At 30.1% G+C, this 22,025-nt stretch carries 21 protein-coding genes, 2 riboswitches and 1 other annotated feature; of the genes, 10 read left to right on the top strand and 11 right to left on the bottom strand.

Annotated features, from left to right (window positions below; genetic code table 11):
* The first annotated feature begins 56 nt into the window (after positions 1-56).
* Positions 57-231: riboswitch (Lysine riboswitch) on the top strand.
* 128 nt (positions 232-359) lie between these two features.
* On the top strand, positions 360-2,075 hold the full coding sequence (locus ACX0KU_RS14740; protein ID WP_472992471.1) for a Na+/H+ antiporter NhaC family protein: 1,716 nt from the start codon (positions 360-362) through the stop codon (positions 2,073-2,075).
* 57 nt (positions 2,076-2,132) lie between these two features.
* On the opposite strand, the gene ACX0KU_RS14735 is transcribed toward ACX0KU_RS14740, so the two are convergent.
* The 3 genes from ACX0KU_RS14735 to ACX0KU_RS14725 all read right to left on the bottom strand — a co-directional run bounded on the left by ACX0KU_RS14735 (position 2,133) and on the right by ACX0KU_RS14725 (position 3,996).
* Positions 2,133-2,660 (bottom strand): tryptophan transporter, encoded by a 528-nt coding sequence (locus ACX0KU_RS14735; RefSeq protein ID WP_472990737.1) that lies wholly within the window; start codon positions 2,658-2,660, stop codon positions 2,133-2,135.
* 121 nt (positions 2,661-2,781) lie between these two features.
* Positions 2,782-3,041, bottom strand: a binding site (T-box leader).
* Positions 3,042-3,167: 126 nt separating this feature from the next.
* A complete protein-coding gene (locus ACX0KU_RS14730; RefSeq protein WP_472990736.1) occupies positions 3,168-3,377 on the bottom strand; it encodes a DUF378 domain-containing protein in 210 nt (69 codons plus the stop codon).
* A 154-nt stretch (positions 3,378-3,531) separates the two neighbouring features.
* Complete coding sequence (locus tag ACX0KU_RS14725; protein ID WP_472990734.1) at positions 3,532-3,996, bottom strand: Lrp/AsnC ligand binding domain-containing protein; 465 nt, start codon at positions 3,994-3,996, stop codon at positions 3,532-3,534.
* Positions 3,997-4,331: 335 nt separating this feature from the next.
* On the opposite strand from ACX0KU_RS14725, the gene ACX0KU_RS14720 reads away from it, so the two are divergent.
* Together ACX0KU_RS14720 and ACX0KU_RS14715 are read left to right on the top strand one after the other, a co-directional pair.
* On the top strand, positions 4,332-4,715 hold the full coding sequence (locus ACX0KU_RS14720; RefSeq protein WP_472990732.1) for a hypothetical protein: 384 nt from the start codon (positions 4,332-4,334) through the stop codon (positions 4,713-4,715).
* 56 nt (positions 4,716-4,771) lie between these two features.
* Positions 4,772-5,539, top strand: coding sequence for a histidinol phosphate phosphatase (locus tag ACX0KU_RS14715; protein WP_472990731.1), 768 nt, complete (start codon positions 4,772-4,774; stop codon positions 5,537-5,539).
* Between the two features lie 61 nt (positions 5,540-5,600).
* On the opposite strand, the gene ACX0KU_RS14710 is transcribed toward ACX0KU_RS14715, so the two are convergent.
* Positions 5,601-6,860, bottom strand: a complete 1,260-nt coding sequence (locus ACX0KU_RS14710) for a CehA/McbA family metallohydrolase (RefSeq protein ID WP_472990729.1) — start codon at positions 6,858-6,860, stop codon at positions 5,601-5,603.
* Positions 6,861-7,008: 148 nt separating this feature from the next.
* On the opposite strand from ACX0KU_RS14710, the gene ACX0KU_RS14705 reads away from it, so the two are divergent.
* From ACX0KU_RS14705 to ACX0KU_RS14690, 4 genes are all read left to right on the top strand, one after another.
* Positions 7,009-8,067 carry an HD-GYP domain-containing protein gene (locus ACX0KU_RS14705; RefSeq protein WP_472990728.1) on the top strand — a complete coding sequence of 353 codons (1,059 nt, stop codon included), beginning with the start codon at positions 7,009-7,011 and terminating at the stop codon, positions 8,065-8,067.
* Between the two features lie 131 nt (positions 8,068-8,198).
* Positions 8,199-8,642, top strand: a complete 444-nt coding sequence (locus ACX0KU_RS14700) for a YsnF/AvaK domain-containing protein (RefSeq protein ID WP_472990726.1) — start codon at positions 8,199-8,201, stop codon at positions 8,640-8,642.
* Between the two features lie 68 nt (positions 8,643-8,710).
* On the top strand, positions 8,711-9,394 hold the full coding sequence (locus ACX0KU_RS14695; RefSeq protein WP_472990725.1) for a YsnF/AvaK domain-containing protein: 684 nt from the start codon (positions 8,711-8,713) through the stop codon (positions 9,392-9,394).
* 277 nt (positions 9,395-9,671) lie between these two features.
* Entirely contained in the window at positions 9,672-10,136 is a 465-nt protein-coding gene (locus tag ACX0KU_RS14690) for a GreA/GreB family elongation factor (RefSeq protein ID WP_472990724.1), read from the top strand.
* A 415-nt stretch (positions 10,137-10,551) separates the two neighbouring features.
* Here ACX0KU_RS14690 and ACX0KU_RS14685 read toward each other — a convergent pair whose 3' ends face one another.
* From ACX0KU_RS14685 to ACX0KU_RS14665, 5 genes are all read right to left on the bottom strand, one after another.
* Positions 10,552-11,100, bottom strand: coding sequence for a biotin transporter BioY (locus ACX0KU_RS14685; protein ID WP_472990723.1), 549 nt, complete (start codon positions 11,098-11,100; stop codon positions 10,552-10,554).
* A 37-nt stretch (positions 11,101-11,137) separates the two neighbouring features.
* Positions 11,138-12,094 (bottom strand): biotin synthase BioB, encoded by a 957-nt coding sequence (gene bioB / locus ACX0KU_RS14680; RefSeq protein WP_472990722.1) that lies wholly within the window; start codon positions 12,092-12,094, stop codon positions 11,138-11,140.
* 359 nt (positions 12,095-12,453) lie between these two features.
* Complete coding sequence (locus ACX0KU_RS14675; RefSeq protein WP_472990721.1) at positions 12,454-14,076, bottom strand: tetratricopeptide repeat protein; 1,623 nt, start codon at positions 14,074-14,076, stop codon at positions 12,454-12,456.
* Between the two features lie 366 nt (positions 14,077-14,442).
* On the bottom strand, positions 14,443-14,934 hold the full coding sequence (locus tag ACX0KU_RS14670) for a hypothetical protein (protein WP_472990720.1): 492 nt from the start codon (positions 14,932-14,934) through the stop codon (positions 14,443-14,445).
* Positions 14,935-15,123: 189 nt separating this feature from the next.
* The gene (locus ACX0KU_RS14665; RefSeq protein WP_472990719.1) at positions 15,124-18,111 is read right to left on the bottom strand and encodes a vitamin B12-dependent ribonucleotide reductase; all 2,988 of its coding nucleotides are present in this window, start codon (positions 18,109-18,111) and stop codon (positions 15,124-15,126) included.
* A 251-nt stretch (positions 18,112-18,362) separates the two neighbouring features.
* Here ACX0KU_RS14665 and ACX0KU_RS14660 point away from each other — a divergent pair, with 251 nt between their 5' ends.
* The 3 genes from ACX0KU_RS14660 to ACX0KU_RS14650 all read left to right on the top strand — a co-directional run bounded on the left by ACX0KU_RS14660 (position 18,363) and on the right by ACX0KU_RS14650 (position 20,786).
* Positions 18,363-18,896 carry a gamma carbonic anhydrase family protein gene (locus tag ACX0KU_RS14660; protein WP_472990717.1) on the top strand — a complete coding sequence of 178 codons (534 nt, stop codon included), beginning with the start codon at positions 18,363-18,365 and terminating at the stop codon, positions 18,894-18,896.
* Positions 18,897-18,946: 50 nt separating this feature from the next.
* A riboswitch (Fluoride riboswitch) is annotated at positions 18,947-19,019 on the top strand.
* A gap of 73 nt (positions 19,020-19,092) precedes the next feature.
* A complete protein-coding gene (locus ACX0KU_RS14655) occupies positions 19,093-20,271 on the top strand; it encodes a cation:proton antiporter (RefSeq protein ID WP_472990716.1) in 1,179 nt (392 codons plus the stop codon).
* Positions 20,272-20,324: 53 nt separating this feature from the next.
* Positions 20,325-20,786, top strand: a complete 462-nt coding sequence (locus ACX0KU_RS14650) for a GAF domain-containing protein (protein ID WP_472990715.1) — start codon at positions 20,325-20,327, stop codon at positions 20,784-20,786.
* 32 nt (positions 20,787-20,818) lie between these two features.
* On the opposite strand, the gene ACX0KU_RS14645 is transcribed toward ACX0KU_RS14650, so the two are convergent.
* Together ACX0KU_RS14645 and ACX0KU_RS14640 are read right to left on the bottom strand one after the other, a co-directional pair.
* The gene (locus ACX0KU_RS14645) at positions 20,819-21,349 is read right to left on the bottom strand and encodes a chromate transporter (protein WP_472990713.1); all 531 of its coding nucleotides are present in this window, start codon (positions 21,347-21,349) and stop codon (positions 20,819-20,821) included.
* On the bottom strand, positions 21,349-21,861 hold the full coding sequence (locus ACX0KU_RS14640) for a chromate transporter (protein WP_472990711.1): 513 nt from the start codon (positions 21,859-21,861) through the stop codon (positions 21,349-21,351). Before ACX0KU_RS14640 ends, ACX0KU_RS14645 begins: the two co-directional genes overlap by 1 nt.
* Positions 21,862-22,025 lie beyond the last annotated feature (164 nt).

Genomic DNA, 22,025 nt, shown 5'->3' with positions numbered 1-22,025 from the left:
AAAGCTTGACTATTTTTAAAAAATTTTATAAAATATAAGACATGCGTATATCGAAGTTTAGTGATAGAGGCGCGGTATTTAATAGTACTGTTGTTGAGGAAAGCACAATGATGCAACAGGAAAGGAGATGCCGCCGAAGTATATAGCCCGTGCTTAAAGGTTATATTGCTGGTTTTGCATAGAATATGTGTAAGACTGTCACAATTAGTATTGTGGAGAGCTATCATTCAACTTATTGGGTACTATTGTTTTACAAGTATAGTATTTAATAAGCCTTGAGTGAGAACTCAAGGCTTTTGTTTTTTGAAGTTACACTCCGCTAAAATTCGATGTATGAAAAATTTTATACAGGGGGAAAAATAATGAAAAGAAGAAGTGTTTTTACAATTTCTTTATTAGCCATGCTTCTAGTATTTGCTACAACAGCACTAGGAGTTGATGTAGAAGTAGCACAAGCAAATGCAGCTAAGTTTGGTTTTTGGACAATTATACCACCATTAGTTGCAATAGTTTTAGCATTTATAACTAAAAATGTTGTTTTATCTTTATTCATAGGAGTATTCTCAGGAACATTTTTACTTCAATTAAATGGATTTAATATTTTTGGTGCATTATTTCAAGGATTCTTAAGTATTGTATCTCAAATACTAAATTCTTTAGCAGATCCATGGAATGCAGGTATTATACTTCAATGTTTAGCAATAGGTGGACTTATTGCACTAGTTACTAAAATGGGTGGTGCAAAAGCGGTTGCTGAATCTTTAGCAAAAAAGGCAAAGTCACCAGTTAGTACACAAATAATTACTTGGCTTCTTGGACTATTCGTATTCTTTGATGACTATGCTAATGCTCTAATCGTTGGACCTATAATGAGACCAGTTTCAGATAAGATGAAAATATCAAGAGAAAAATTAGCTTTTATAATTGATGCTACGGCAGCTCCGATTGCAGGAATAGCAGTTATTTCAACTTGGGTTGGGTATGAGCTTAGTTTAATTAAAGGTGGATATGAGTTAATTGGACAGGAAGCTAATGCATATAATATATTTCTAGAAACGATTCCGTATAGATTTTATAATATATTAATTTTAATATTTATAGTATTCACAGCGTACTTCTTAAGAGAATTTGGACCTATGCTACAAGCAGAAAGACGTGCTAGAACAACAGGGAAAGTATTAAGTGATACTGCAAAGCCAATGGTTTCAGAAGAAACTACAGATATTGAACCAAAAGAAGGTATTGTATTAAAAGTTAGAAATGCAGTAGTGCCAATAATGGTTCTAATAGTTGGTGCCTTTGCTGGTTTCTATTACAATGGTTATGTTGGAATAATGGGTGGAGAAGATACAGCCTTAATTGATTTTATAAAAACTAGTCCGGCTTCTTTTAAAGCTATACAAGAAACTTTTGGAGCATCTGATGCTAGTATAGTTTTATTCCAAGCAGCAGTATTAGCAAGTATTGTTGCTATGGTTATGGGAATAAGCCAAAAGATATTTACTATAGGGGAAGCTATTGACACTTGGATTACTGGAATGAAATCACTTATAATAACTGGTGTAATTCTTCTTTTAGCTTGGTCATTAAGTGGAGTAATTAAGGAACTTGGAACATCACATTTTATAGTATCACAGGTATTAAAATTTAATATGCCTGCTTTTATATTACCATCGCTTATATTTATACTAGCTTCAATAATATCTTTTGCAACAGGGACTTCTTATGGAACGATGGGTATATTAATGCCACTTACAATACCTCTTGCTTTTGCATTAAATCCTGAACATTCATATATGGTTGTGGCTATAAGTGCAGTGCTTACAGGTGCAATATTTGGAGATCATTGCTCTCCAATTTCAGATACAACGATTCTTTCTTCTATGGGATCAGCCTGTGACCATATAGATCATACAAGAACTCAGCTATACTATGCTTTAGCTGTTGCAGTTGTTGCTGTACTTGGTGGATATATACCAGTAGGTCTTGGAGCTCCAGTAGCTATTGTATTACCAATAAATATAGTTTTAATAGGTTTAATAGTTAGATTTGTAGGTAAACCAGTAGAAATTTAGTTAAAATAACGCATGTGGAAGAGGGAATCCATATGCGTTATTTTTTAGACTATAGCTCTATTGTTCAAAGATTTTAACGTTAGATTTTTTTATAGATAAATTAATAGCGTTGTATAATATAGGTGCTACTAAAGTATTAACTAGTGTAGCAGGGAGTACAGCAGTAATAAATAGTGCAGAGAATGAACCAGGTAATCCTGCGAGTAAGGCTGCTGAACCTAAGAAAATAGTTCCACTAATTAATGTACCAATTATAGAAATAATTATAGTTTGAATTTGGTTATTTACTCTATTTCTTAGAGGTAACAACATTAAATAAATTATATGAGCAGTAATAATCTTATCAATAACATTTGGTAATTGACCACCAGGGAATGTAGTTGTAAGAGCAGTCAATATTCCACAGACAATTCCTGATAATAATGTGCTTTTATAGTCATGATTTATTAATATTATAATAAACATCATAGTTAATGATATGTCTGGTTTCATGCCAAGGAATAGTGGTGGAGCAATTTGGTGTAATATAAGTCCTATAGCAATAAATAGTGAATTAATAATAGATTTTTTTAAATTTGATTTCATAATAACATCTTCCTTCCTTAATTTCATATTAGTTAAATTATTTTTAAGAGTATCTTTCTTTCATGCCATATTAATTCACCTCCTAAATTTATATTTAAAAATAAAAAAACTCCGCCCTATACAATAGGGCGAAGTATTATTCGCGTTGCCACCTAAATTATATTTAAAACACTAAAAATAGATATTTTAAATACATCTCATTTCAGATACTAACATATCCTATCGCTATAACGTGCGAAATACGGTAAATACTACTTTCCAAAGAGGATTTCGGTTTACATCTAACAGGTCCATTCACTATAGATATCGTGTTGAGATCCCACCATCCTCAACTCTCTGAAACTAAATCACATAGCTACTATTCCTGATCAAAGATTTTAAAATGAAAAATTTTGATGTTTCTATTTTAGTATAATAAAGTTATAAAGTCAACAACTAAATAAAAAAAAATCTCCAATATTTAATAATACTTGAGATTTTTTTTGAATTATTTATTATTTTAGCTAATTATTTAATTTCTCTAGATTCTCTATCTCTACCAAAGAAAGATATAGCATAAAGTCCAGCTAAACCTACTAGAGCATAAATTATTCTACTAAATCCTGACATATCTCCAAATAAGGATGCAACAAGGTCAAATCTAAAAAATCCAATAAGGCCCCAGTTTATTGAGCCTATTACAACTAAGATAAGTGCGAGTACATCTAATGTTCTCATAAAAGATTACATCTCCTTTAAAATAAATTTTACAAGTCTATTATTTGCAATTTGAAAAAAATTATTAGTATTAAAATAAAGGAATTAATAAAAATATAATTAAATGAAAAAATACATTGCTATTAATAGCAATGTATTTTTATGTATGATAGTTTTATAACTGAACATTTCGTTCTATCGGTTGAGACAAGGAGATGAAGGTATCTGTTCTTTGAATTTCTTCTATTACTTGAATTTTATTCATTAATAAATCTTGAAGATCAGTAATACTCTTACATATCACCTTTGTAAAAATAGAATATCCACCAGTAGTATAGTGAAGTTCTACAACTTCTTTAATTTTTTCTAGCTCGCCTAAAACATGAGTATAGGAAGAAGCTTTATCTAAAAATATACCTATAAAACAACATACATCATATCCTAATTTATTATTATCAAGAATGAGTTTTGTGCCCTTGATTATACCTAAATCTTCCATTTTTTTCATTCTGACATGAATAGTACCACCACTAACATGACATTTTCTTGCAATTTCTAAATATGGAGTTCTTGAATCTCGTATTAAGATTTCTAAAATTTGAATATCTAAATCATCAAGTCCATTTATTTTTAAATCCATAGGAACCACCTCTAAAGACAATAGTATTTAATAACATTATAACAGAGTTATTAATAGTTTATCAAAGGAAAAACAAAGTATTTAAAACTTTATATTATCAAAATATGTTTAGCTATAAAATATAACCGCTAAGTTAAAAAAATAGTTTGATGTTTTTTAATGTATTATCAATAAAATAGAGAAAGAATTATTAAAATTACAAACTCGAATAATTGAATTATAGCAAATATTTTGTTATAAAAATAAATTAATATATAGTTGTATATATTAAACTTGCTAAATATATATATATAAATGTATAATATTATAAAGCAAGGCAAAAAGGAGGAAGCATAATGACTTTTGTTAAAGTGTTATTACCAATGTTGATATTGGTTGTGATTGTTCTAGTAATTTACAACTTACTCAAACTATATGTGTTGGACAATATTAAAATAAATAAGTGGATAATACTAGCTATAGCTTTAGTAGTATATATAGTTCCAATTGTAGTTTGGCCAGAGAGAATGACAGGTGTTTTGAAATACATACAGACGGGTATATTTTTAATTTTCTTTTTATGGTTTATGGATTTAATAGGATTCTCATCAAGAGGTAAAGGAACACTTACTAAACGTGAAATTCAAAAAAACAATGTAATTAAAGCTAAGGCTAAGCCTAATAGAGTTAAAAATAATGATATTGAAGTTATACAAAATAACAACAGTAAAAAGAAATAACTAATAACAAAGCAAAACATAATTATGTTTTGCTATTTTTTTAAGGAGGCTAAGTCATGTTTGATACTCATATACATACAACTTATTCTACTGATTCTAAAATGACTATAGAAGAGGTTGTTGATAGGAGCACAAAATATAATTTAGGAGCAATAATAACTGAACATATGGATTTGAACTATAAAGATGATAAGCAGTTTAGATTTAACCCTAAAGATTATTTTAATAATTATGAAAAGTATAGAAGTAATAAGTTGCTTTTAGGAATTGAAGTTGGAATGTGTAATGAGTACTCAAAAGAATATGAAAGTATATGTAAAGAATTTCCCTTTGATTATGTAATTGGATCTCTACATGAAATGTATGATTTTGACCTTTATGAAGCAGATGAGCTATATAAAAGTAAGAGTAAAAGTGAACTATATGAAGAATACTTTATTCAAATAGTAGAACGGTTAAATGAACATAAATTTATAGATAGTCTAGGACATATTGATTATCTTTCAAGATGTGCTCAATATGAAGATCGAGAAATGTACTATGATGAATTTAAAGAATACATTGATGAGGTACTAAAAACCTTAGTTGATAAAGATATTAGCCTTGAGATAAATGCTAGACGACTAGGGGACAATAGTGCAGTGGAAAATCTAATTAAGATATACAGAAGGTACAATGAACTTGGGGGAAGGTATATAACCATAGGTTCCGATGCACATACTACTGATAGTATAGGTAACCACTTTCATGTAGCTTCAGAAATTGCAGCCTTTTGTAATTTAAAGACGACTTATTATAAGAATAGGAAACGAGAAATTATTTAGTATATAGTTAAAGGGTTATTTTATAAGTGCTTATAAGATAACCCTTTAACTATAAGTGACATCATATAAAAATAGCTGAGGATATTCCACATCTTCCGTTATTATGAATAATCTTGGTTACGAACCATTGATTTTTAACTTTAGGTATTGAAAATGTCCATTTTACTTTGGTCTTATTATTATAAACCTTTTCTCTGAGAATTTTACCTTCATTCGTTACTATTTGAATCTTTTCAATAGGAGAGTTTTTATCTTCAGCTCTAATACTAAACTCCAAATTTTTACTGTTATCTTTTATTATGCTACCCATTGGTGAGTTATTTATATTGAATATAAGTTTTAAATCTCTTGTTTCTGTTGAATAAGTTCTTCTGTTTTTCAATGCTGAAAGTAAATCTGCATTTTCTAAAGAAGGTGATAAAACTGCTGTTAAATTGTCACTGTCTCCCCAATTAAATTTATGGTTATCTTGGCCATTTATTGCTCCTAAATGCCAACCTTTATCTAATAGTTTATAATAGTATTTTTCGCAGTCCAAATATTTACCTTGAAAAGAACCGTTTCCTACTTCGATAAGATTTATAAATTTATCTAACCGTTCATTATATGGGAGACTCTCTATATATTTGTGGGGATGATTTATAGCTACAATAGGACTACCTTCCTTCTCCAGCCAAATAAGAAAATCGTTAAGATTTCGAATTCTTCCTTTAAAAATTCTATCTGAATTGAAAACATTAAAATCTCCATAGTTATTAGAGGTTAATTCAAAACCAGATATTCCTAAAAGCTTTTTTTTATTTTTATTAAAATTAGCTATAACAGTTTTTAATATATCCCATTTATTTGAGGTTGAAGTTTTATAAGTAGTTTTTTTATTAAGATGATTTGCGTGATCTGTAATAGCTAAAAAGTCTAAATTTTTCTTTTGAGCATAATTTAATGCTTCAAGGGGACTTCCTTTTCCAGTTGATAAGGAAGTATGAGAGTGAGGTATTCCGTAGTAGAAATTATAGCTAGGTTCCTGTTGAGTTCTAGAAGTAGTAACGAAAAAGGACCACTCAAAGGTTCTTTTTTCTCCATCTGAGTATCGCGTCTTGATTCTAACCTTATATTTACCAGAACGAAGAGGTTTTTTTGGTATATAAATTATATTATTTTCTTTGATAGTTATAGACACTTCTTTTTTATTTAAATACATTTTAATATTTTGCATATTGTTTAATATATTTCTATCAAAAAAAGTTATAGAGATTTCAGGTTGCTTATTATTTATATTAGATTTATTTTTAGGCGTAATTATATATAAGTTTTTTAACATAACTAATTCTCCTCGCAAATAAGTTAAATGTATAGTAATCAGTAGCCTATTACTATTGTATTAATTTGAAAAAATTTATGTGTATGATCTTAGAGCTGTGCTATAATTTAACTATAATGTAAATTGTTTAATCCTGGGAGGAAGTTTTATGAGACTTGAATTTGTTAAAAATTTAAAGGGAAATGAGATTTTAGCTAAAAGTATAATTACTGAAACAGGAGAGATTCTTCTCAAGGATGGACTAAGAATTAGTTTGAACTTGATAACAAAGTTGAAAAAGCATGGAGTATTCATGGTGTATGTGGAAGATGATAGATTAAGTGATATATCTAAAGGAGAAGACTTTATAGAATTAAAGAAAACTACCTTAGAAATAATGCCTAATTTATTTAATGAACTTCTCGAATGGGATAGAGCCATCTCTACAAAGTCTATTGGAATGGTTGATGAATTAATAGAAGATATTATTGCTCAAAAGAGTATAAATATAAATTTATACGAAGTTAAGGCTTACGATAACTATACATATATTCATTGTGTAGATACAAGTATAATGGCCATATATCTTGGTACTTGTTTAAATTTTAATCATTTGCAAATAAAGGAGTTAGGTCTTGCAGCTATTCTTCATGATATAGGAAAAATAAAAATTGCTAATAAAGTAATTAATAAAAGAGGACCACTTACAACAGAAGAGTTTAGAGAGATAAAAAAGCACCCTATATATGGAAAAGAGATTTTAGAGAGAACAGGCGTATTCTCTAATAAGATTATAGATGGTGTTCTTCAACATCATGAAAAGATTGATGGAACAGGGTACCCATACGGATTAAGTAAAAATCATATATCAGATTATGCTAAGATAATAGCTGTTAGTGATGTATTTACAGCTATCAGTGCAAACAGAAGCTATAGAAAAAAGTTTGATCCAAAAGAGGCATATGAGCTTATACTTGGAGGAGTTGGAAGTAAATTTGATTCCGGTATTGTAGAGAATTTTAGAAAGAACTTTGCAATTTATCCTTTAGGATGTTGCGTAAAGCTTTCTAATGGTATAGAGGGCTATGTAGTGAAACAAAATACAAGTTTTCCTGACAGGCCGGTTATAAGAGTGGTATATGATAGCATTTCAAAAGAATCTATTCAAATCTATGAAATAGATTTAATCAAAAGTCTATCAATAACAATAGATTCAATTGTAGACTAATTTAGTTAAATTAATAATATATTTGCCTCTATCTTAACTAAAATTTATAAAAATTTACATAGGATAATACATTTCTATTAAGGGAATTATATAAATTGATTTAAAATATATAGTGATGGAGGTATTTATAGATGGGCATATTTGGAGGAATTTTAGGAGAAGATGAGAATAATAAACATGAAACTACTAATGATGCAGCAAAGCTAAGTCTTCGCAAGGAAGAACTTGATATCATTAAAAGTAGTGTACAAAAAGGTGAAGTAGAAATTAGCAAGGAAATTATCGAAGAACAAAAAACAGTTGATGTTCCTGTAACACGTGAAGAAGTGGTAATTGAAAGAAGAACTTTAAATAATGAGATAAGCGATTCGCCTATAACTGACGAAGAGATTATTCGAATCCCTGTCTCTGAAGAAAAAGTTGATGTAGATAAACATACAGTAGTAACAGGTGAAATCTTAGCTCATAAACGAGTTATAGAAGAGACAGAGCATGTAGACGAAACTCTTAAACGAGAAGAAGCACGAATAAATAGAGTTGGTACCCCTGATGTAATTGACAATAGTATAGAATAAAACTAATAAACACCTTCAAATCCTATTTAGGATTAGTGGGTGTTTTAAAAATAATTGGAGGGTATAGTATGATAAAAAATTCATCAGTTAATCATAGAAGAACATATGATTTAAAATACATAATTACAGGAGCAATAATTGGAGGCATTATAGGAATATTCATTGCTTTACTTCACAGTATGGGCATTTTGGTTATTTTAGGTTTTAGTACTGTACTTTCAGTTATTCCTTTAAATGAAACTATTGCAGTGACTTTACTTGGTATCATAATTGGAGGACTTATAGGAAGTATTTTGACATCGTATTTAAAAAATGATACAAATACTGAGTACATAGGAGAAATAAGCTCAACTAAAAAAAATATGAATAATGATAGTGATAATGTGAGCCTTCAAATTAAAGAGGAAGAACTTGATATATCAAAAAAGTTAGTACAAACAGGGGACGTAAAGATTCATATGGAGACATTGACTGAGGAAAAAACTTTCACTGTACCTGTTACAAAAAAAATATTAGTAATTGAGAAAAAGGTTATTGATTCAGATATATTAGAAAATAAAGAGGTATCTCCAGAAGTTATCCGTATACCTGTTAGCGAAGAGAAGGTTGAATTCACAAAACACAATGTTAAGTTAGAAGATATATCTATATACAAGCAACAGATAGAAGAGATAAAACACATCGAAGAGACATTGAAAAAACAGAAGGTCAAAGTTAAAGTATTTGGAGATCCACGATTAAAAGAGGAGTAAAGGTACATTTTGTAGTAAATCTAAAAATTGTAGTTATACTTAACTAGTATAACTACAATTTTTTAGTATGCTTAAAAGTTTTTATATTGGTATAAAGAATCTTCCTTGAAGCTTATATAGGATAATTAGATATGATATAATTAATAAGATATTGGATTTAAATGTTAAATTATATAGCAAAATAAGAAACAATAATCTGTAAATAATAAATTCGATATTTAAATAGAAAGTGTTGCTTTACACAATATATAATATATTTTAGAGAGGATTAATTTTTATGAATAATATATTGACAGAAGAAAATATTAGTAAATTAAGAGAAGAGTTAGATTATAGAATGACCGTAAAAAGAGCTGAAATAGCAAAGGAAAAATTGGTAGCTGCGGCACATGGGGATAGATCGGAAAATGCAGAATATAAAGAAGCTTGTGCAAATTATAGAGAAAATGATAATAGAATTCAGTATTTGTTAACGATGATTTCAACAGCAATTGTAATAGATGATAAAAATATAGATAAATCAATATTAGGGATTAATAGTAGAGCTAGAATTAAATTTATAGAGGATGAGGATGAAGATATTATAACATTAGTAACTACTATAGATTCTGACCCGGAAAATATGGTTATAAGTATAGAATCCGATTTAGGAAAAGCATTAACAGGTAAGAAAGTTGGAGATATAGTTGAAGTTAATGCCCCAAGTGGAGAATATACAGTAGAAATATTAGAGATATTATAAGAAGTTATTAGAATTATTATTTCATTTCGATAAAGTAGACAACAATCATTTTATCAAAACACTATAGCAACAATAATAGGATTAATATGTATTTTACCAACAATAAAATACTTTAGTAAAAAAACTTATTCATCGTAAATTTTATATATTAAGCTAGAACAGATGTAGTCTACACTCCTAAAAATATGCTACAACCTTTGAGGTTGCGATAATAATATTTCACGAAAAAAGCTGATGAACTATAACCTAATTGTATAGGGTTCATCAGCTACATTATATTCATGACTATAGAAAATTCCAGTAGCGTAATCTTTATACATCATGATAAAGGTGAGTATCAAATTTTGAAAGATTTATATAAATAACAGTATATTTTTGCAGATGCATAATTAAGTGCAATAATAATTTAGGTTAATTATGCATGAAATAAATTAGCTTTAATTAGTCGCTTACGAATTTGAGAACCTATAAAAGTAGCAATTAAAATTTTAACAAGGTCTCCAGGTATAAAAGGAATTACACCTGCAGCGAGTGCTGAACTTGCTGACAAATTAGCCTGATATGATAACCAAATAGTACCAAACATATAACAGACAACGGTACCCAGTACCATACCTACAAAGCATAAATACCATTTATCAAAAAAATTATCAATGAAAAATCCTGCAATTAGTGACATAAAGATAAATCCGATAATATACCCACCGGTTGGGCCTAAGAGTTTAGATGGACCGCTAGTAAAACCGGAAAATACGGGAAGACCAATAAAACCGATTAATATATATATTACGTAACTGATAGTGCCTTTTTTCATACCAAGTGTGTAAAGTACAAAATAGATTGCTAGATTTGTGAAGGAAATTGGTACTACACCAATAGGGATTGATAAAGGTCCAAGAATACAGATGACTGCAGCCATAACCCCGATAATTGCCATTTGATATACATTAGATTTCTTTTCCATAACTTTTCTCCATTTCAATTTTATTAATAGCTAAATGCTATTTTAATATATCAAAACCTAAATTAGTTAACATTTTTTTATCCTGTGAGGTATTGCTACCTATAGTGGTTAGCATGTCCCCGGTGATTGTAGCATTAGCACCAGATAGGAATATCTTTGCGCCACCGTCTGCAAAATAGTTTCTCCCTGCTGCCATACGAATATATGCATCAGGATTAATATAACGAAATATAGCAATTGTTCTTAAAATATCATCTTCAGAAAGAGGTTTCAAATCTTCATAGTATGTCCCTTTAATAGGCATAAGGGCATTGATAGGAATAGACTCTACTTTTAATTCAGACAGGCTTACAGCCATATCAATACGGTCATCCCAAGTTTCTCCCATACCAATAATACCGCCAGAGCAAACTCGAAGACCTACTTTTTTTGCCAGCTTGATTTCATGAATTTTATCTTCATATGTATGAGTGGTACAGACGTTTGGAAAGTTACGTTTGGAGGTTTCTATATTTTCATGATACATTGAAACTCCAGCCTCTTTTAAACGAACAAATTTTTCTTCATTTAAAAGACCATGAGAGGCACAAAGTTGAATATTGCACTCCACATGCATTTTTTTGTATGACTGAATAGCTTTATCAAAATCCTTGCCTGTTAAGGTTCTTCCAGCGGTAACAATAGAATAGCGGTGTATGCCATTTGCTTCATTTTTTTTACAATCTTCCAAAATTACATCAGGGTCTAAAAATTTATATTCATTAATTCCAGTGTGATGATGAGAGGATTGGGCACAGAATTTACAGTTTTCACTACAACCACCGCTACGAGCATTAATAATAGTACAAAGGTCAACCTTGTTGCCACATAATGCCTCACGAATCATATTAGCACCTTCAAATAGTTCATTAGAATATGCAGTTAAAAAGAAACTGAAATCTTCTTCTCTATTTAAACGTCTGCCCGCAATAATTTCTTTTGCTAAATCTTTCATATTAAATTCCTCCATGTAAATATTTAAATCTATACAAAACACACCAAGAGTAACCTAAATTACTAATTATATATTAATAAAACAATTATTATCATTATATTGAAGTATATATTAATAGAAAAACATTGTCAACCAGTTTGGCCATAAAAGTTTACAATAGCTAATGGTACAAACTGGAAATTTATGTTATTAGTTATACTATAACCTTCGAGGATGTAACAACTTAGTATACGAAGGAAATATTTAAGGATACTTTGGATTTTCTTGAAGAAATAATTATATACTGGGCGCACCTAAAAAAGTAGCTATACCTTAAGGTATAGCTACTTTAGCTTCAATAATTAGTGATATAAGTTAAATTAATCCTCTTCAATAAAGTTTTTTAAGTTTTTACTCTCTTCAAAGGCAGGGTCTAAAGATAGAGATTTTTCTATATACTCTAGGGCCTTTTCGATTTCTTGTAAGTTGTAATTACATAGTGCAATTTCGTAATATATAGCTGCATCTTCACCATAAAATTCTATAGAAGACTCAAAAAGATTAATAGCATCACTATCATAGCCAAAATAAGCAAGTATTGTACCTAAATAATAGGCTAAATCTCCCTCTTCTCCAATAGGGAAATAATGATACCAAATATTATGTATTGCAGCTACCAGTTCGTCTTTAGGAAAATCCTCTTCATTTTCTATTCTTTCAAGTAGTGTGTTATAGAATTCAAGGAAGGTTCTTCCGTCCCAAACTGTAAACCTTAGAAAAGTTAGCAGTTCTTTTGTTGTAAGAGACTTATTTAGTGGTACAACGCCTTTTTTTATAATATAAAAATCATCTGGTCCTATGCTTTCAATAATCTCATTATAGGCCATTGTAGTTTCTATAAAATCATGAGAACTTTCATTTAATAAAAACAAAGACATATTTACATTTTCATGATCATATATGCTATGTATTGCTTTTCCGCCAAGTCCCTTAAAGTATAGTTCAAGAGCATGAAAGTTTACAGTCATAGATATACATCCATGCTTTGATAAATATGGGTGATAGTTTTTATACATATCTTCTTCATTTTTATAACCTTTATCAGCAGAAATCATGATAATGTCATCATTAAATAGCTTTTTCAATCTAGCAATGCATCTTAAAGCAATTATAGGTAGGGAAAAGGCTGTATCTTCTAACTGATTTTTATAGTATAAAAGTATATCATTAAAATTAGAGTCTTCGTAATAATCCTTACCCTGTATTTCATTATCTGTATAGTAATAATCTAATCCTGCAAGTATAGACTTATCTGAAGGATCAATTTTTTCACCTAAAGAATTTACTGTAATTAAACCTTCATAAAGCTCTCCGTTATTTACATAGAAAGTATCTTGAGGAAGACTATCAAATGTATAATTAGCAAATAAGATTAATGGATTTTTTAGATTTCCTTTGTTTAGAACCTCACCACTATTTCTTAATTTAATCTCTTCATCATTTGCCATATCAAAGGTTGCGCAGTCAAGTATACCACTTTCAAAATATGGCTTTAAAAAGCTGTGGCTTTGCCAATACTCGATGTTTCTCTCAGCAAGATCCGTTACTATGTATTTAAACTTTAATCCCTTTAATGAAGAATTTTCAATTATATGTAAGAATCTCTTGAGAAAAGTATAGGTAAATCGCCCTACACCGGATGCAAGTTCCATTATGTAGATGGTAGTATTTCTGTCAAAATCCTCTCTGGATGCATAGTCTCTAAAGTACCCAAATACTGTTTTAGCATATAGGTTTGCAATATAAGGATTTGTTGTTATATATTGAGGTACAATTCCTTTAATCCATGCTTCGGGACCTTGATTTGCAAAGAAATCCGTCTGCAATTTCCACAACATAGATTGGGATAAAGGTTTTTTAGCTTCAAGCATAACTCCAGAATTTTCTAAGGTTTTTGAATTGCTAGCTTTGCTAATACTATATTTTTTAATTTTTTGATCCAAAACTATTCCTCCTAAGTTGAAACAATTAATTTATAGTGATTTAACTAATTATCATTAGTATTATTACAATAGAAACATCATACCATAGGACATATAGTATTACTAGTTTGTGCAAAATCATGAATAAGTATATATTAATAGTAAAGCGCAAGGGTGAATGCCTACACTTACTTATAACTCTTAAATTCTAATTACTCTAACTGCACCCAGTAGTAGAGCCACAATCTGCACAAACCTTACAAGTCATATTTTTCATCATTCTTATGCTAGAACAAGTAGGGCAGGTACTGTCATAAAGATGTTCTCCTTGAACCTTTTTCTTATAGAATAATTACATAGAATATATAAAAAATTATTAAATAAAGTTTAGCACATTACAATAATTTTATATGGTACGGTTTGGGCTGGGATACTCTTTGTGGTAGCACCATATACAACAATTAGATATCGATTTGAAGGATTTTGGATAAAAGACTGGTCATTTTCAAGTAGTATACGAGTATAAGGAGCAATATTTAATTTTAATATATTATCGCTACTTACTAAGTTACTATTAAAATAGTCTACTTTCACATTTTCATAGGGCGTATCCTTTGCCATTACAAGGGCAGTATATTGTGGTGGAAAAATTAGAGGAACAGGTGCATTTCCATCATAGAACCCAGTTACTATGTCTCCAAGTGACACAGTTATATGATTTACAAAGTAAGTAGTTGGAGTGACAACGAAATTTACTAAATTACCATATTCGTTTTCCACAGATATTAATTTATAACATCCCATTCCTACATCATTATTACCTGTGTAAAAATCATTAATCATAGTGATAACACCTTTAAAGGATAGAAACTTTTTCATTTTTACTTCATCCTCATTAAAATTTATAGATTGTATAATTTATGAATTGACAATGGTTTATGTTACACTTAAGTGCAATAGAGGCCATTATTCATTAATTTATTAAAAGAAAAACCCTCTAGAATTTTCGCTAGAGGGCGATGTGTAAAATTATAAATGAACATTTATTTTATATTAAGGTATACGTATCTAGCTGCACCCCGTAGTAGAGCCACAATCAGCACAAACCTTACAAGTCCCGTTTTTCATCATTCTTGTACTAGAGCAAGTAGGGCAGGTACTGTCATAAAGACGTTCTCCTTGAACCTTTTTCTTATCATCATTAGAAGTGTCAGCAGCAGCTTCTAAATTAAGAGAAAACATCTTGTCTAAGTATTCCTCATCCTTTACTTGGCATCTTGTGAAGTCACCTAGTTCAATATCAATTATCTTACTTATTAAATCCGATATTGAGGTTACAGACTTAATATAAGGATGTTTCTGTACAAAACCATAAGGCTCATATTTTTGTCCTCTTAGCATCTTTGCTATATCTTGAGGTGGTACATGATATTGAAGCATAACTGAAATTGATTTCGATAGGGAATTTAATAATCCAGTGATTATAGTTCCTTCTCTATCTGTAGTTATATAAATCTCAGATATTTCACCGTAAGAGTTTCTATTAACTGTAGTATATATTTTAACATCATCTATTTGAGCAGGGTGTGTAGTACCTTGTCTTATGCCTACTAATTTATCTCTTCTTGAATAGTGGTTTGCTATTTGAATATCCTTAACTCTTTCTAAGAGTTCATAATAACTTAAATCTTCTAAACTCTTTCCACCATCCTCTGATAAGCTAGTGTTTAATGGCTGACTTGCTTTTGATGCATCTCTATATAAAGTGATACCTTTTATACCGAGTTCCCAAGAGGTTAGTATTACATTCTTAAAATCATCTATGGTAGCATCGTTTGGAAGATTTACTGTTTTAGATACAGCTCCAGATATAAGAGGAGTTATAGCTGCTACTAGTTTTACATGCCCCATAGGAGATATATATCTTTTTCCGCTACCACATTTATTTGCAGTATCAAATATTGGTAGATGTTCTTCCTTAAGGTGAGGAGCACCTTCAATTTTTCCATCTACAATTTTTTCGTATTGAAAGGCATGATCATCAACAAGCTCTGTTCTCATAATATAGTTAACAATGTCATTAACCTGACTTTCACTATAACCTAAGTTTCTAAGAGAAACTTCTAAAACAGGATTTGCTATAGTCATAAAGCCTCCACCAGCTAGTTTTTTATAAGCTACATGACTAAAGAAAGGTTCTATAGAAGTTCCACCACAATCCATTGCTAGAGAGATAGTTCCAGTTGGAGCTATAACAGATACTTGAGCATTTCTATATCCGTATTTTTCACCGCAGGATACTGAATTGGTCCAAGCATTCTTTAAAGCTAGGCTAAGATCTTTAAAGTTTTCTTTTTCAAGAAGGGCATGGTTAACCTCTACAGGATTGTAGTTTAAATTTTCATAAGGTGTATTTAAAGCACCAGCTACTCTACTGTGATTTCTCATTACTCTAAGCATATGCTCTCTATTTATAGTATACTTTTCAAAACTTCCTACTTCCTTTGCCATTAGAGAAGATACATAATAGGAATGTCCTGTCATTGTACCAATTAAGGCAGCAGAAAGATTTCTTGCTTCTTCTGAGTCATAAGGGTAACTTAGAGCCATAAATAAAGACGCTATATTTGCAATTCCAAGACCTGTGGTTCTAAATAAATATGTTTTTCTAGCTATATCTTCTGTAGGGAATTGACCCCAATGGATAGATGCTTCTAAAGTAAGTTGAATTAAAGATACCATATGAATATATCCATCTAAGTCAAAAGCTTTAGTTTGAGGATCATAAAATTTATAAATATTTATTGAAGCTAGGTTACAAGAGGTATCATCTAAAAAAGCATACTCTCCACATGGATTTGTAGAGTTTATTCTATTGTGATGAGCGTTATATTCACCATCTTCTCCAGAAGGACAGGTATGCCATGCATTAAAGATATCATCAAATTGGGGAGCAGGATCAGCACATTTCCAGGCAGATTCATTAAAAGCATCCCAAATAGTTGATACATTAATGTTTTGATTAATTGAACTCGTAACTCTACCTTTTAGTTCTATAGTGGAGTTAGGATCTTCTTTAAGAGTACTAACTTTCTTCATAAAGTCATTAGAAAATCTTACTGAATTATTTCCATTCTGACCAGATACAGTTTCGTAGGCCTCACCTTCAAAGTGCAGATCATAGCCCATTTTTCCTAAAGCTCTAACCTTATCTTCCTCTTTAGCTTTCCAGGTTATATAATCCATAATTTCAGGATGATCTACATCAAGGCAAAGCATTTTTGCTGCACGTCTTGTAGTTCCACCGGATTTTATAGCTCCTGCATGTCTATCAAGACCCTTTAAGAAACTCATAAGTCCAGAAGAATAGCCACCTCCAGATAATGGTTCTCCCTTAGCTCTTATAGATGAGAAGTTTGTACCAGTACCAGATCCGCCTTTAAATAATCTAGTTTCAGTTATATATTGTTCAGATATAGAGTGTTCTCCTAAAAGTTTGTCTTCTATAGAAAGTATAAAGCAAGCAGAGGCTTGAGTTCTTGAATATGCATCTTCACTTTCTAAAACCTTTTGTAGTATTTCATCATAATAGAAATTACCTTGTTTTGAACCATTAAGACTGTATGCTAAAGCAAGTCCAGTATTAAACCACTGAGGAGAGTTTGGAGCATACATTTGATTTAAAAGACCATATACCATTTCATCATAAAATATTTTAGCTTCATCTTCAGTTTTTATTAGTTTTTCATCTTTTAGAGCTTCACACCAAAAGCTAACAAGTCTGTGAGCTATCATCCTCAGGCTATTTTCATAGCCAAGTTCAGTTGGTACACCAGCTCTTCTAAAGTATTTTGAAGCTATAATATCACAGGCATTTTGTGAATAGTGCTCAGGAAATTCTAAATCCCTCATATCTGTTAATGTCTTACCTGACTTATAATCTTTTAAAACTACATCGACTTTTTTCCAATTAAATAAATCATAAACAGTCTTTGATCTATCTTTCTCAAGTTCTTTTGTATAATATCTAGATAATAAATTTGAAATAGAACTCATATAAATCCTCCTAAAAATTAATACTATATGTAGTAAGTAGTACAATAATATATACTATATATAGTATTATATAGCAATCAAAGAAGTTCTTCAAGGGAAAAAATGTAAAAAATATTTTTTGTTTAAAGATAATAAGAGAGCAGAGTAGAGGAACAAAATTTATTTAATAAACTTTATTATTTTAAACAGTTGATTATTATAGGGTCTCTCTATTATAATGAAAAATAGTGAATTTTTAAGGAGGGAAAAACATGTTATATACTATTAAAGGTAAAAAACCAAAAGTACATAAAAATGCTTTTGTAGCAGAGAATGCATATCTTGTTGGAGACGTTACTATAGAAGAAGATGTAAGTATTTGGTTTGGGGCTGTAGTAAGAGGGGATGAAAATCCTATATTTATTGGTAGAGGAACAAATATTCAAGATAATGTTACTGTACACGTATCACCAGTATATAGTACTTATATTGGGGAAGATGTAAACATAGGACATAATGCTATTGTTCATGCTTGTACTGTAGGTAAACGTTGTCTTATAGGAATTGGTAGTGTCATATTAGATGGTGCAGAAATAGGAGAGGGAACTCTAATAGGGGCAGGTAGTGTAGTTGGACTAGGAAAGAAAATACCGGCAGGTGTATTATGTGTAGGATCTCCAGCTAAGGTTATAAGAGAACTTACAGAAGAAGAAAAAGCGTATATGATGGAGAATGCTGAACATTATGTGAAGGTATCAAAAGAATATCTGAGTGAGCAAAAAATAGCTCATGTAAATATTGACTAATTAATTGTATTAAATATTGATTTTAAGGTTATAGAATGGTAAAATTAATTAATAATATGGGAGATGAAGCTCTCCTCGGAAATGTTTCGAAACTGCTGAAATGCTAATAGCTTCTACGATTATAAAATGTCGTAGGAGCTTTTTTTTGTTTTTATATAAATCTCAAGGAAAATAGTATTAAATTAGGAGGCAAAACATGTTAAACAGTATAATGCTTATTTTATTACTTGGAACAGTAGCAAGTAAGATTTTTCAAAAGATAAAACTACCAGGTCTTTTAGGAATGATTTTAGTTGGAGTATTAATAGGCCCCTATGGATATCGACTCTTAGACCCAAAAAGTATTTTAAACAATTCAGCGAGCATAAGAATGCTTGCACTTATAATAATTTTATTAAGAGCAGGACTTGGGTTAGACAAGGATACTTTAAAGAGGGTAGGGAGACCAGCTATAAGAATGAGTGCAATACCTTGTCTTCTAGAAGGTTTTACTATAACTTTTGTGGCAAATAAATTATTAAAGATCCCTATACTAGAAGCTGGAATGTTAGGGTTTATTATTGCGGCTGTATCTCCTGCAGTTGTAGTTCCCTCTATGCTCTATTTTAAAGAAAAGGGACTTGGAGCAAAGAAAGGAATACCTACAATTGTTCTTGCAGGAGCTTCTATAGATGATGTATTTGCGATAACTATATTTACTTCTTTTCTGGGCATGGCAAAAGATAATGATGAAGGTATTCTTTCTCAAATTATAAAAATTCCTATAGAAATAATTGGGGGAATACTTTTGGGAGCAATATCAGGGTATATCCTTTATAAAGTATTTTCTTTAGTTAAACTAGGATTATCTGAATTAGAAAAATTAATAATTCTTATTTCTACAGCTATAGCAATTGTTATTATAGGAGATGCAATTCATATTTCAGGATTATTAGCAGTAATGACCTTAGGATTTACATTGTTAAATAAAGATAGAAAAATAGCTTCAGAATTGGAAGGGAAATTAAATAAGATATGGTCTTTTGCACAAATATTTTTATTTGTATTAATAGGAGCTGAGGTAAATATAAAGGTGGCTATGGAAGCAGGTATAATTGGTATAATAGTTATAGTAATTGGATTGATAGGAAGGTCAATTGGAGTTATAATTGCACTTAGAGGTTCTGAGCTAAATGTAAAGGAAAAGATATTTTGTGCTATAGCATATATGCCTAAAGCTACAGTTCAGGCAGCTATAGGTGGGATACCCCTAGCTGCTGGAATTTCTTCAGGTGGCATAATCTTAGCTATAGCAGTACTTGCAATAATAATTACTGCACCTATTGGACTTATAGGAATTAACTTATCAGGTCCTAAGCTTTTAGATAGCAAATAAACATAGAAATATTGTATAATTAAACTTCATATAAAAATTAGGGGGATTTACTGATGAATAGAAAAGATAACTATGATACTATGCTACTTATGTTGAAAGGTCAGCTAGATGGAGAATCGGATTTGATAGCAAATCTATCTAATGCTTCATCTATTATAAATATGATGGTAGATAATATTAACTGGGCAGGATTTTATCTAATGAAGGGTGGAGAACTAGTAGTAGGACCTTTTCAAGGTAAACCAGCTTGTAATAGAATAAAGGTAGGAAAAGGTGTTTGTGGTGCAGCAATTTTAGATAAGAAGGTTAAAAGAATAGAAAATGTCCATGAATTTGAGGGACATATAGCCTGTGATGCTGCATCAAACTCAGAAATAGTGATTCCAATAATAAATAATAATGTGGTATATGGGGTACTAGATATTGATAGTGAAGAATTTTCAAGATTTGGAGAATTAGAAGAAGAGTATTTTGTTAAGTTTGTGGACATACTTAGTAAACAGTTAAATTGGTAAAAGTAAAATGAAGTTGCGATGCAACTTCATTTTTATTTATAAAATATAATTCCAAGTACTCCTGAGAATACTATAATTAAGATTGGATGAAGCTTAGTTTTAAATAAAAGCAATCCGATTATTATACCTATAATAATACTCTTTAGATCTTTAACGCTATAGGAAACCTTAGCTAGAGAAATAAATGCAGATATTATAAGACCAATGAGAGCAGGACGCATCCCTTTCATGGCATCCTTTAAAGCTTTAGATTCTTTAAATTTAGTCATGTAATGAGTTGCTACAGAAACTAGTACAAAAGAGAAAGAAATTACTCCAAGGGTTGCAGCAGCACTTCCTGCTACGCCCTTAAGTGTAAAACCTACAAAAGTTGCAGAATTTATTGCAACAGGACCAGGAGTCATTTGGGATATTCCTATTATATCTATAAAGGTCTTAAGATCAATCCATTTGTTATTTACTACAATTTCCTTTTCTATAAAAGGAATCATAGCATAACCTCCACCAAAGCTAAACATTCCTATTTTTAAAAATGTAAAATATAATTTAAACAATATATTCATTATTGAACCTTCTTTCTCATAGAAATTACTCCATAAAGTCCAGAGAGAAGTATTGCAATAACGGGATTAATTTTAAATATGGATATTCCTATAACTGTTAATGCAGTGATGATTAAATTAATAGTATTTTTTTCTATTGATTTTGAAAGACTTATAACAGCTACTAAAACTAGCATAGGAACAGCTCCAGATATGCCTTTAAATATTAGATCTACTAAAGTATTATTTCTAAATTGTACAAAAAAGGTAGCTATTAATAATATTATAAAAAAAGAAGGTATAATAACTCCAAGCAACGCAATAATAGCACCGATAATACCACCAATTTTATATCCTATAAATATTGAAGAGTTTACTGCAAGAACTCCAGGAAAGGACTGAGAAATTACTAATATATCTAAAAAATCTTCTTTATTAATCCATTTACGGTTATCTACAACTTCCTTTTCTATTAGAGGAATCATGGCATAGCCACCTCCGAAGGTAAATGCACCTATTTTAAAGAAGCTCATAAACATTGTGAAAAGTTTATTCAAATTATCACCCCATCTTTAATGTTGAATATTTAGTTTGTACACAATAATTATAAACATATATACAATATTAATCAAATTGCTTTAAATATATTTATGACTTGATTTGAATTTTTATTGCTTTGCTATATAATATACCTATA

Source organism: Clostridium sp. X (genome assembly GCF_055755365.1).
Note: the sequence above shows the minus strand (reverse complement) of the source record. Positions and strands in the feature narration are given on the sequence as shown.